This window comes from Streptomyces sp. CB01373 (genome assembly GCF_002803075.1).
In the GTDB taxonomy this organism is placed as follows: Bacteria; Actinomycetota; Actinomycetes; order Streptomycetales; family Streptomycetaceae; genus Streptomyces.
Window position 1 is genome coordinate 33662 of sequence record NZ_NNBK01000032.1, and the last position, 11858, is coordinate 45519.

Consider the following 11858-nt stretch of genomic DNA (forward strand, 5'->3'; position numbering starts at 1 on the left):
TTGGTCTGCAGATCGAACCGCTCGGCTCCGACGCCGCGCCTGCACCCCGGGGCGCGACAGAACGGCAGCGACGCCGCAGTTCCCGGTCTCCGACTGCCGGCCAGGCACGAGGGTTAGTCACCGCGGCCCTTGGCGCAGGTCGTTGAGGGCGACTTCGAGCAGGTGGTAGCGCACGCGTTCTTGTTCGAGTCGCACGTTGGGGCCGAACTCGCCGTCCGCGAGGCTGGCGTAGACGTCGGCTTCGTCCGGGGTGAGCGTGCCGAGAGGCTGGTGGGTGGGGGCGTCCTCCTTCACCCATTGGCCGCGGTGCTCCAAGAGAGTGCTCCGGTCCATCAGGATGGACTGCGTGTGCGGGAAGGCCCGATGCAGCCGGTCGAGGATGGTGAAACCGTGAGTGTCCAGGTCGCCCCAGTACACAAGGCGTACATCGTGCAGCCAGGTCAGGGCGGACAGTTGGGTGACGGCGTAGCCGCCGCCGTGGATCACGATGCTGTGGGGCTGGTCGGGGAAAGCGAGGTAGGTGGTTTCGTTCTCGATGACGAACACGGTCGTGATGCCGGGCGGCGGCGCGGTGAACTCATCCGCGCGGATCGTGAGTTCGCTGAAGCCCCCCAGCGACTCGCCGCCGAGCAGCCGAAATCGCAGGTAGGCGGGCTTGCGCAGGAAACGGAAGCGGGCGGCGAAGTCAGTGCGCGCGGCCTCGGCGTCGATGCGGTCGTCGGGAAGGCACTGTTCGAGCAGGGTGGTCAGGATAGCGCGGTGGCGTTCGATGAACTTGGTGTCCACCCCAGGTACGTCGAGCTGGCGTAGGTAGACGGCTGGGCCACGGTAGTCGGTGATCCAGCGGATCGTGCCCTCCAGGCGATGCCAGTCGGCCTCCCGCTGGAGGACCTGCATGGGGTGGGCAACCATCCAGTCGATGAGAGCGGGCAGCCTTTCCTGGGTGGAGGCCAGCAGGGCTTGGTAGCGGGCGACCGTGGGGGTGACGCCGAGTATGCGCCAGAGGTCGTCGCGGTCGTCGACCCAGACGCGGTCGGGGATGTAGTTCACGCCGGCCAGGCGTCCGCCGAGCCGGCGGTATTCGATGCGCAGGTGCCGGTGTGCGCTGGGCGCCCACGATTCGGTCCAGGCGAGGACGTCGTCGTAGTGGCGGGTGATGTCGCCGGCTTTCGGGCCGCGCAGGGGAATCTCGACGGGTTCCCAGGGTGCCCCGTTGGCGAGTTGGGTGAGGTAGGTACCCGTGTTCCAGCGTTTGCGGAGGCGTTCGAGGACGGCCTGCGGCGTAGTCCAGTTGAGGTTTTGATGCGTCGTCATCTCAGTCTCCCTGTCCGGCGGCGGGCTGCAGGCTGGCCAGGGTGTGGGCGAGGCGTTCTTGGCGGTATTGGGCGATGGTCAGGGTGCGTAGGCGGGAATGGTGTCCGCTGGGGTTGTCGACGAAGCCGACGGCGGACACGTAGGGCTCGATGACGTGGATCTTCTGCAGTGGGGTGACGATAAGGAGTTGCAGGCCCAGACGTTTGAAGAGGTCCAGGGCGAAGCGGGCGGATTCCTCCGAGCCGCGCCCGAAGGCTTCGTCGATGACCACGAAGCGGAAGGTACGGCTTCTGCTGTGGGTGGTGTCGAGCTTGAACTGGTAGGCGAGAGAGGCGGCCAGGATGGTGTACGCGAGCTTCTCCTTCTGTCCGCCGGACTTGCCGCCGGAGTCGGAGTACACCTCGTACTCGGAGTCGTCCTCGCGGCGTCGTTCGCTGGCGCTGAAGACGAACCAGTACCGCACGTCGGTGACGCGCTTGGTCCAGCCGCGGTCGCTGTCCGCGTGGCCTTCGCGGCCCTTGAAGCGTTCGATTAGGTGCTGGACCTGGTGGAACTTCTCCTCGGAGTACAGGTCGGAGTCGTCGCCGGATAGGACGTCGTCGGTACAGGCGCGCAGTTCCGCGGTGAACTCGCGGATCTCGGTGTTGGGCGTCTGCTCGGGCTTGAGCATGATGTAGCGGCCCGGGTTGTAGTCAATGCCGGCCAGCGACTCGTTGATGGTGTTGATGCGGTCGCCGATCTCGTCGGCCCAGATGTTCAACTGCGCGTGGAATCCGGCGATTTCGCGGATCACGTTGGTCTTCAAGTAGGTGCGGAACTGGTCCTGGAAGCGCGGCAGGTCGTCGGCAACGAGCTGCTGGTGCAGGGCACGGTAGCCAGGGGCGGAGGCAACCGAGGCGTCGAGTTCGCTGGTCTCGACCTGATAGGTGGTGCGGAAGGAGCTCATCTGGGCGGCGATCGTCTGGGCGAGGCGGGTCTGCTCCTTGGCCCAGCGGTGCTTGTGCGCCGTCATCTCCTCGCGCAGCCGGGTTTCCGTCTGCGCGCACTCCTGCGCGGTCCGGCACGCCAGGCGGGCGGTGTTCAAGCGCTGTTCGAGGGCCGGAAAGTGCGCCTGTGCAGCGCCGGCGGCCGGTTCGTCGAGTACCGCGCGGGCCTCGTCGCGGGCGCGTTCAGCGGCGTCGCGCTCGCCGTCGACCCGTCCCCAGCTCTGGCTGGCCTTCTCGTAGGCGGCTCCCTGTTCGGCGATTTCGTCTGCGGTCTCGGTGAGGCGGCGGGTGAGTTCGTCCAGGTCGTTGGAGGCGGCTTGCAGGCGCTGCTTCTCCGCGGTCAGCTCGGTGATGCGCCGTACCGCGGACGGCCAGTCGATCTCGCTGTAGTCCACCATCGCCGTCAGCCGGTCGAGGACCTTGTCACGGCTGATGGCGTCCTCGTAGGCGGCCCCCAACGTGCGTCTCTTCTCGTCCATCTCGCGCTGGGCGCCATGGACTCGTCCCGCCTGATCCAGGAGGGCATCAATCTTCGCCTGGTTCGTCCAGCCGAGCACATACGTGCTGCGGTCGTCGATGCGGGTGGTGTCGTTCTTCTCGTGGCGGCCCCGCGTCCCCTTGATCAACCCCTGTGCGGTGATAGCTAGTTCGGCGTGCCGGAAGTCCTCCATCGTCGGCACGCAGGCGTGGGAGGCACGGCGTTCGAGCTCGCCGGCCAGCCACGGAGCGAACGGCGAGTCCTCGCGCACTTCGAGCTTGGTGAACAGCGCCATGGACGCACCGGTGGGCAGGCGCCGCGGCGGGAGCTTCTCCGGGACGCGGAAGTAGACCAGCTTCGTCCCCAGGTGGTGGTCGTTGATCCAGTCGGAGACGCGAGCGTACTGATCGCCGGGGACCAGGAGGGACACGGCGAAGCCGCGCAGCAGCCGCTCGGCGGCTCCGGCCCACGCCTGTTCCTCGTCTCGGACCTGAATGAGTTCGCCGGCGAAGGGCAGAGCACTGTCCTCAATGCCGAGTTCGCGGCTCAGGCGAGCGCGTACCTCCAGCTGCTTGCGGGGGATGTTGCTGCGGCGCGAGCGCAGACTGATCAGGTCTGCGTTCAGGTCCTCGGCCCGCTGCTTCAGCTGTGCGGCCTCGACTGCGAGCGTCTCCAGGGCCGTGCGCGTCTCCTGTGTCGTCCCGGCGACGTCGTGCTGGGCCCGGGCAACCTCCTCAAGGCGGTCGGTGAACTGCGCCTGATCGGTGACCGGGGCAAGCTCTGCCTGCTCCAGCAGGGTTGCGTGCTGGCGGGCACGCTTCTCCTGAGCGGCGCGCTGCTGCTCCGTCTCCTCGATCTGGCGCTCCAGTTCGCCCAGGCGCCCGCCGCCCAGGCCCTCACGCTGCAGTTCCCACCGGCGTTCCTGGTCCCGCAGCCGCTCCAGCTCGTCCTTCGCGGTCTTCTTCTCGCCCTCCAGGCGGGCGAGCATCCGCTCCGCCTCGGCGCGCTGGGCTTCGTGCAGCGCCGACGTGCGCTGGGCGATGAAGTACCGCAAGGCGGCCTGCTGGCCGTCGGCCTCCTCGATGCGTGCGGCCAGGCCCTCATAGGCGTCGCAGTCCTCAAGCAGCGGGGTGAGGGCCTCGATCTGGGCACGGGCCCGCTGAACGGAGTTGTAGGTAGTAGTCAGAGCGTCGAAGTGGCTCACGATGTTGTCCGTCATCGCCGCCGCATCGAACGGTTCGAGCATGTGACTGCGCACGAACTCGTCCAGGCTGCCCACCGACTTCATCGACACCGTCTGATGGAAGAGCTCCAGCGCCTGTTCGGACTCGATGCCCATCCGGCGCCGGAAATCCTTGCTGTATGGCGGGAACGTCTTGTGGACGCGGACATCGCCCGCTTCGAGACGCTTCTTCAGCGCCCGCACCTCGGTGCCGAAGTCGGCGAAGTCCCCGGCGACGGACAGCGTCCGGTCGGCGACGAGGAACAGCCGCTCGGGGCTGGTGGCGTTCCCGTCGGCCAGCCAGAACACCTGCCCCAGCGTGACGGTCGCAGCCATCGCCGGGTTCGTGAACACGCCCAAGATGACGGAGTAGCTGCCCGGCTTTCGCAGCGCTACTGGCTTGGTCGTCCCGGTGGTCTCGTTGCGTTCGGACTTGTAGTGGCCCAGCACGTAGGAGCGCAGGCTGCGCTCGCCGCTCTCCGCACCGGCTGCCTTGTTGTAGGCGATCTTGCGGGCGGGCATGAACAGCGTGGTGATCGCATCCACCAGGGTGGACTTGCCGGAACCGATGTCACCGGTCAGCAGGGCGTTGGCGCCGCCGAGACCGAACGACCACACGTGCTTGTCGAACGTGCCCCAGTTGTAGACCTCCATACGCTCCAGTCGGAAGCCTGCCGCAGCCAGGTCGGTGGAGGCACTCGTGTCGGCGGGGCCGGGCTGGGCGGGGATCATTGCTACTTCTCCTGGGGGGTGTGGGTGGCGGCGTACTGGGCCAGGTTCGTGTCGAAGTCGGCGAGCCACTGCCCGTCGACGAAGGCTTTGATGATCCGCTGCACCTCGAACAGCTGCTCCTGCCCGCGAGCGCGGCGCAGGAACTGTAGGTCCACCACCTTGTTGATGTGGCCGTCGATCTGGTCGACCAGACGTGCCTCGTTGCTGCCGGCCGGGAGAAACATCCGGATCATCTCGACGATCTCGTCCCGGGTGATCATCAGGCGGGTGCCGTCGGCGCCCGCGTCGAACTCGGCAAGCCTCTTGCGCAGCAGCACGACCAGCAGACTGACGGGGTAGGACAGCGAGCGGCGGGGCATCAGCCGCGGCGGCGCCATGCGGGGATCGCGGTCATCGTCCTCGTCGTCGGGTTTCGACTGGAGGAAGGCGTAGCCCTCCATCTCGTCGATCACCACGCGCAGCCCCATGACGTCGACGTAGTCCTTCACGCCGGCACTGTGGTGCAGCAGCGCGTCCCAGGCCCGCTCGTGCTGGTCGCGGAAGACCGGGCCCTTGAGTAGCTGGTTGACCGGCAGCGAGAGGGCGTACGGCTGCTGCGGGGTGGGGGTGGCAGGTGTGGTCATCGCCCCTCCTTCGGGCTGGATACCCAGGCGATGCCGGGGCTGGTGCGAGCAAAGGTGACCACGGGCACGGTGGCGACCTGCTGGACGTCGTCCTCGCCGATCCACGTGATCTCTTCTTGGCGGTCGTCGTCGAACACGGTGGTGAACCCGTCGTCCGGTAGCGCGAAGTAGGCGACCAGTTCGGCAAGCCCCTGCTCCAGAGGGTGCTCGCGCAGCGTCTCGGCCAAGGACACCTGCGTGCGCAAGCCCAGGGTGTGGTGCACCGCGGCCGTGAGCCGGGCGGGATCCACATACACCGCCTCGAACAAGGCGTCGGCGGTGAACTCATCGTCCCCCGCCTCGATGCCGGTACTGTCGATCGGCGCCTTGACCACCGGCGTATACAAGGGCCGCTCCATCGGCAGGGCGATGGCCGGGGCTGCCGCATCGATCTCGGCGACCAGATTCACGCCCGGCACGTCGCGCAGGGCCAGGGCCTGCGTCTCGATCGCGCGCACCAGTTCCAGGACACGGCGGTCTTCCGAGCGCACCTGGTCGTCCAGGAATCGGCGGAGCTGATCCGACAGCTGCCGCACCGTGGCCTGGGTGCGTTCGGCGGCCTCCAGCCAGTCCCGGGGCATGCGACGCATGCGCGGGTCAGGCTCGTCGATGGCTTCCATGGCCTCAACCTCGGCCAGCAGCGTCTTGAGTTCGTCCTGACGGCTCGGGGCGAGCAGGAAGTCGTAGAACGCCTGGAAGGTCCGTCCCTGGTCCGACTCAGCGATGCTCTCGCGGCTGCTCAGCACCTCATCCAGGAGTTCGCCCTTGGCCCCGTCCCACGCGGCGATCTTGCTCCGCAGGTCCCGGTCCAAGTCCCGGAAGTTCGCCTCAACCTCGCGGAAGTCGGCCAGCAGCCCATGCGCCGTCGTTGTCACCTGCTGGTAGCGGTCCCGCAGGGCCGCGCTGTCCAGAACGTCTACCTCGCCGGCCTCAACACGCTCGATTTCCTGGTCGATTTCATGCCGTCGCCGGGAGAGCTCGGCCAGTCGCGCCTCGGGGTCCGTTTCGGTGCCGAACGTCATCTGCCGCAGCAGATCGAAGATCGTATTCAGGCGCGACTCCGTACCGACGAACGAACGCTCTTCCAGCGACCGGACCCACGCGATCGCCTTCTCGACCGCGGCCGTGGCGTCGTAGTGCGGCTCGTCCGAATCCGCCGGGTAATACTTGCGCAGCCAGCCGTTCCCCGGTGCCGACCAGACATCCAGATACGCCTTCGCGGACTTGGGAAACGTGCCCTGCCCGAGCCGGTCATTGAGGGCGAACAACTCATCGTCCAGACGTTCGACAAGCTCCGCACCGGCAATCGAGCGCGCTCCCTGCTCGACGAACACCTTGTTGAAGAAGCTCAACATCAGTGCCGCATTGTCGGCCTTCAGCAGCCGCCAAGCAGCGCTCTGCTTCCGCAGGGCGACCAGGCGGTCGTAGTCCAACTCCATACATCCTGCCCTCTCACTACCCCAGCAAGTACGACCGCATTTCCCGCCAACAGCGAAAATGGACGCCCCACTCGATCGGCACTCATGCCCGCACAGCCGCGCATGGGCATTCCGCGCCGGCCACAAGGAACCGTAGAGGCCACCACTGACAACGGGACTCGGCCCGAGCCGATGACGGGATAGGCCAGGCTGCCTCGGGGAGGGAAAACGGCAGGCAAGAGGCCGGATACATCCGGATCTGGATCGTTCCCGCTTCTCGCCCTTGCGACGATCCCCGAACACAATTTCGAGTCCCGGCCGAGGGTTTTGGCTCGCCTACCGGTCCGCCGGCGCCCTGCCCCATCCGGACGGACGCGAGGCCGTGCCATCTCATCTTGATCGCGCCCGGTGAGAGCTGGGTCGTGTTGCCGCCGGATCGGTCCGCCGGAAAGCGCGACAGGGTACCTAGAAGCGCCGGCAATATGGCTGCACCATCTACAGCGCGCCCGAGACCTCGCCTTCCAACTGGCCGACTCCCCGCCCGAGGACGCGTCCTTGGCCATCGCCAACTGCCTGACAGTGCTCCGCAGTCACACTGGCCATGGCACCCCGGAGCCAGAGGTGCAAGCCCTCGCCGCCGATCTCGACTCGCTGAGCCAACGGATGCCGACCATTCCGTCCGCGCGCATTCAGCGCGAGATCGGCCAGATCAATGACACCCTCACGACCGGGCTCATGACCGACGAGGAAGTCGAGCAATGCTGCCGAACGCTGCTTAAGGACGACGGTCTGCGCGGCCCCCAGCGCCTTGAGCTGAGAGGGTTCCTCACCGAGGTCCTGGTGTATCAAAACCGATGGAACGATGCCCTGGAATCCCTTCAATCCATCCACGCGTATTCGGTCGAGCGGCCCATGCATCCGCAGGTGATCGCCAGGACCCTGCACGATGTAGGGCTGCGTGTGGAGCTGTCCGTCGCCTCCGGCGTGCCTGAGTGCCGCGCCTCACTCATGGTCCTGGTCGGCGAAGCCGACGCACCACCTGCCCCTGAGAGCCATCAAGTGCTGTCCATTCTCGTCAGCATCACGTCAGGCATGATTGGCCGAACAGCTCAGTCTCCAGGCGAGGGTGACGTGCATGCCCTTCAAGATGCAGACGTTGCGCCTCCTGGAAGCGGTGCGCGCCGGGGAGCACGCCGCGATTCGCGAAATCTACGATGGCCTCGATGGTCTCGACACGGCGGCACTAGACCGGGATAACGAAATCGGATGGAAGCGACTTTCCCAAGCCGTCATCGACTCCGCGGTCAGCATGACGCTCCGCGGCGTTTGAGCTGCTCACGCTCTCCCCACTCAGGGCGGCGCCCACCTGAAAGACCGGCAGCGACCTCAGGGCTTCCTGCCCCACAGAAGCGGGACAGGCCGTTCTCAGACCTCCCGGGGATCTTGCTGGTCGAGCGCAGCCAGCACGGAAGTCGGATCGTCGATCAGATCGAACAGGCCGCTGGTCCGTCGCGCCCAGCGCTCTGGATCCTCTCCTTCCGCGAACGCCGCGGCCGACCTGAACTGGTTCCGGAGATTGACCGGCAGTCTGTCAGCCAGGGACGCACCGAGCTGTCGGCCCAGGACGGCGCGCGCCGATGGCGGCCGCATGCGGAGGGCCAGCTTGCCGGTCGCCGGGGCGGCGGTGTCGCTCACGCCTTCAAGAGCCGCGACGGCATCGCGCACCCAGCCGCCATCCCGGGTGTCGGGGAGCGGAACCGCGATCCGCTGAACGCTGGCGATCGCGTTCCTCCCCAGTGCGAGCGAGAGCCCTCCCGGATCCTCGTGGTAATTCAGGTAGCGGGCGACGTCGACGCCGGGCGGGCAGACCTCGTCGAGCACGACGTCGCCGACGAAGTTTGCGGGGTCGACGAGCCACCCCTCCCGCACCACAACGGATGGCTTCAGACGGACCTGATACAGATTGAACTGGCTGCGCTGGTCGGCCTGGTCACGGATCCGACGCAGCATGTTGTGGACAGCGGCCTCGTACGTGCCGACGTGGAGGGCCTTCGCCCGCTGGCTCGCGACCCACGCGGAAACCCGCTGCTCTCCGCCCATCCTCCTGCGCATCTCGGGAGTCAAGACGGCTGACGGGTCGAAGTCCCGCGTCGGCCAGTGCGCCTGCGTACTGGCGTGGTACCAGAAAAACTGCGCGACCCTGTCGCCGTCGAGTGCCGGGTCGCAGGAGTCGAGCGTCACCCGAGGCGAATCCTCGTGCTCGCAGGTCATGCCGCAGCCGGGGCAGGTTTCCGTCGCCTGCTCCCACCGATCGATCCAGTCCAAATCGACACGCCACCCATGATCGCAGCGCCCACAGAACATCTGCCGCTCTCGCCAGAAGTCGATCCGCCGTTCCACGGCACCATTCTCCGGAAGCGTCCGACGGAAAACCAGCTTCAGCCGAGGTCCCAAACCCGCCGAAACTCCTCTTCCGCGGCATCTGCTTCGTCGCTGAGCAGATCGACGATCCACTGAGCGGACCTGCCGGGATCCCCGGAACGCAGCTCAGCCGGGCGGCGGGCAGCCTACCGCTTTCGCGGAAGCCAGCTCCGCGTTGAGCAGGCACTCGGACATGACAGCGAGAGAGCTGCCCATACTTCAACCCTGGGGGGCGGATGCGTCTGATGCGACGAGCCCCCGGCAGAGTCGTCGGGGCCTCGCCACGCTTCGAGGATCGGTCTTCTACAAGGCGTTCGCCCTCTTCACGCTCGTGTTGCCGATCGGCACGTCGATCCGGTCCCGAGCGACGACGACCCCGTCCTTGACTACGTAGCACTCGACGACGTGCTCGCCTTTGAAGTCCGAGTGCTCGATGCGGACTCCCCGCTTGCTCGAGTCGACGATCTGGCCGCGGATCGCGTCCCGCCGCTCGGCTTCCGGACCACGATTGAGCACCTTCCACTTCAGCGTGTAGGGCTCCCCGACCGAGCAACTGGTGACCACGAACCTCAAGTTTTTGTCGGCCTTTAGCAGGATCCCGCCGCGACGCATCGCGCGAAGCCAGGTCGGACGCCATCCGGCCTGCGTGACCTCGCAGTCGATGGACACAGTCTCGGACACGTCGACCGGGAACTCATCCTCGATGAACTCCTCGGTGTCCCTGAACGACCGGGACGACTCGCTCGCGCTCTTCGCCAGCGGCACCGACGTGCCGAAGACCTCGCGCCACTTCTTGTTGGCGGACGTCTTGCCTTCGTCCGCGATCGCCTCGAGGCATCGGTTGTACGCCTTCTTGGCCTTCGGCTGGAACTGCGCCTTGACGTGGACCCGCTGTCGGCTGCCCAGCGCCAGGTAGTACTCCTGCTCTGACTGATCCTTGAGGAATTCGAAGAAGTCGCGGGCCATGAGGTCGAACGAGCCTGTGCCCGCTGCGTCGTAGTCGTCGGTCTGGTCGAAGAAGTTGTAGACGAGGGTGTCGATGAGCAGGCCGCCCATGTTTACGCCGTTCGCGTTCTTCCAGGCCCGTGCCATCCGGGCGAGGTGGCGCATGTTCGTCGAGGTGCGGTCGTTGCACTCCTTGGTCGCGGCGATCTCCTCGCGCGGCTTGGTGACCTTCCAGCCCTCAGCCTTCGTGTCCGGGTAGTCGAAGCTGCCGTCGGCGTTCTCGAACGCAGGCTGGACCTCAAACTTGAAGGCGTTGGACGCGAACCGCACTCGGACGACGCACTGGTCGACGCGGATCTCCGTGTTCTTGTACCGCGCCTTAAGGTCGTCGCGAACCCTCTCGAGAATCCTCCGCGGGCCGGTGTCCCCGTCGTAGCTCGACCGGATCCCGGGCGGCAGGATGAAGATCATGTCGAGGTCGGACACGCCCTTGATCGCGGTGTGCCGGCCGAACGATCCGACCATCAGCTTGTAGTCGGTGCAGCCGTCCTTGTCGCGGAAGTCCTTGTTGAGCGCCTTCGTGATCTCATCCCGGCGCGAGGCGACCGTCGTGGCCGTGTCTCCGACCTTTAGGTTTTCGAGCAGCGTTTCGAAGATCTCTGAGGTCTTCATCTTCATGCCTCGCCTTCGCCGATCCGGAGCGCCTCCGGGAGGAAGAGGTCGATCTCGCGCGAGGTGAACGTCATCTCCTCGTTGTTCTGCAGCCCGCCCTGGGCGCGCGCGAACGCCCTGCTGCTCGTCCTAGGCGCGTCGGCGTACGCGTCGCGCGCGGCCCGCTGCAGCTCGTCCCGCCGCTCTCGGCCCTCCGCGACGGAGACAGTGCCGGACATCAGGTCGGCGATGAGGGAGATATAGGACTCCCGGACGTCCCACAGCCGAGAGGCGATGCCGCGGTGGGCATCGGACTCCTCCTCGAACTTGAAGGTCTTCGTCCCAAGGCTCATCCAGCTGACCAGGAGCGCGATAGAAGAGGTCGCGAGACTCGTCAGCACTGCGTTGCCGAGCAGGCCGACCACCGCAGCAAGGAAGGTGCCCGAGCTGATCGCGGTGAGAGCAATGAGGACGCCCTGCTGCCACCGGTGCTTGGTGAAGCAGATGTCCGCCTGTTTCTCATGGGTCTTGTGGCTGTAGACCACGCGCCCGAAGGCCTCTCGTATCTGCGCCAGAAGGTAGGGGTCGCGGTCAGGCACCGCGTCGCTCTCGGGTGTCAATTCGTTCCTACTCGGTCGAGGACTCCTGGACATGCGCCTGAAAGTCAGTTGCACATCTTCTGAGTATGGCGGCGACCACTGACACTCCGACCGACTTGAGCTACGTCCCGTTCAGGCCGCTCGATCTGGCCCGCTCTGCGGTCCTCCCCTGCTTCGCGCAGGTAGGGGAAAGCGGTGGACACGATGCCGCGGAGCCGCTCGCCTTCCATCTCCGCGGTGGCCCCGCGAAGCTCCTGGCTCCAGGCCCGCGCGAGAGCGAGGCTCAGAGCAACTGGTACTGATCCGGGCAGACTGGGGCCGGACCTGGCAGCGCCGACGCCTGTGCCGCGTGCGCGGTCGCGATTCCGCAGGTCATGCCCCCTGTAGTGGTGTAACCGCGTTGGGAGGATCTTCGGTCGTGGGGTAGATC

9 protein-coding genes are annotated in these 11858 nt (G+C 66.5%); 1 reads left to right on the forward strand and 8 read right to left on the reverse strand.

From position 1 onward, the window contains the following. Nucleotides 1-117: 117 nt before the first annotated feature. The 5 genes from CG719_RS34685 to CG719_RS34705 form a co-directional block, all read right to left on the reverse strand. The gene (locus CG719_RS34685; protein WP_100572679.1) at nt 118-1314 is read right to left on the reverse strand and encodes a Wadjet anti-phage system protein JetD domain-containing protein; all 1197 of its coding nucleotides are present in this window, start codon (nt 1312-1314) and stop codon (nt 118-120) included. Between the two features lies 1 nt (nt 1315). Next, nucleotides 1316-4732, reverse strand: a complete 3417-nt coding sequence (locus CG719_RS34690; protein ID WP_100572680.1) for an ATP-binding protein — start codon at nt 4730-4732, stop codon at nt 1316-1318. 2 nt (nt 4733-4734) lie between these two features. Next, nucleotides 4735-5355 (reverse strand): DUF4194 domain-containing protein, encoded by a 621-nt coding sequence (locus CG719_RS34695; protein WP_100572681.1) that lies wholly within the window; start codon nt 5353-5355, stop codon nt 4735-4737. Beyond that, nucleotides 5352-6833 (reverse strand): DUF3375 domain-containing protein, encoded by a 1482-nt coding sequence (locus CG719_RS34700; protein WP_199836895.1) that lies wholly within the window; start codon nt 6831-6833, stop codon nt 5352-5354. Before CG719_RS34700 ends, CG719_RS34695 begins: the two co-directional genes overlap by 4 nt. Nucleotides 6834-7307: 474 nt before the next feature. Continuing rightward, complete coding sequence (locus tag CG719_RS34705) at nt 7308-7703, reverse strand: hypothetical protein (RefSeq protein WP_159025030.1); 396 nt, start codon at nt 7701-7703, stop codon at nt 7308-7310. A gap of 244 nt (nt 7704-7947) precedes the next feature. Between CG719_RS34705 and CG719_RS34710 the strand changes: the two genes are divergently transcribed. Further along, nucleotides 7948-8142 carry a hypothetical protein gene (locus tag CG719_RS34710; protein ID WP_100572683.1) on the forward strand — a complete coding sequence of 65 codons (195 nt, stop codon included), beginning with the start codon at nt 7948-7950 and terminating at the stop codon, nt 8140-8142. A gap of 95 nt (nt 8143-8237) precedes the next feature. On the opposite strand, the gene CG719_RS34715 is transcribed toward CG719_RS34710, so the two are convergent. From CG719_RS34715 to CG719_RS34725, 3 genes are all read right to left on the reverse strand, one after another. Next, nucleotides 8238-9212, reverse strand: coding sequence for a hypothetical protein (locus tag CG719_RS34715; protein WP_100572684.1), 975 nt, complete (start codon nt 9210-9212; stop codon nt 8238-8240). A gap of 324 nt (nt 9213-9536) precedes the next feature. Continuing rightward, nucleotides 9537-10856 carry a nucleotide-binding domain-containing protein gene (locus CG719_RS34720; RefSeq protein WP_100572685.1) on the reverse strand — a complete coding sequence of 440 codons (1320 nt, stop codon included), beginning with the start codon at nt 10854-10856 and terminating at the stop codon, nt 9537-9539. Then, on the reverse strand, nt 10853-11449 hold the full coding sequence (locus CG719_RS34725) for an SLATT domain-containing protein (protein WP_100572686.1): 597 nt from the start codon (nt 11447-11449) through the stop codon (nt 10853-10855). The genes CG719_RS34720 and CG719_RS34725 overlap by 4 nt, the downstream gene beginning before the upstream one ends. Nucleotides 11450-11858 lie beyond the last annotated feature (409 nt).

Bases quoted from the DNA above. Each gene is read 5' to 3' on its own strand.
- CG719_RS34685 (WP_100572679.1), bottom strand. From the start codon at position 1,314: ATGACGACGCATCAAAACCTCAACTGGACTACGCCGCAGGCCGTCCTC.
- CG719_RS34710 (WP_100572683.1), top strand. From the start codon at position 7,948: ATGCCCTTCAAGATGCAGACGTTGCGCCTCCTGGAAGCGGTGCGCGCC.
- CG719_RS34720 (WP_100572685.1), bottom strand. From the start codon at position 10,856: ATGAAGATGAAGACCTCAGAGATCTTCGAAACGCTGCTCGAAAACCTA.
- CG719_RS34700 (WP_199836895.1), bottom strand. From the start codon at position 6,833: ATGGAGTTGGACTACGACCGCCTGGTCGCCCTGCGGAAGCAGAGCGCT.
- CG719_RS34695 (WP_100572681.1), bottom strand. From the start codon at position 5,355: ATGACCACACCTGCCACCCCCACCCCGCAGCAGCCGTACGCCCTCTCG.
- CG719_RS34690 (WP_100572680.1), bottom strand. From the start codon at position 4,732: ATGATCCCCGCCCAGCCCGGCCCCGCCGACACGAGTGCCTCCACCGAC.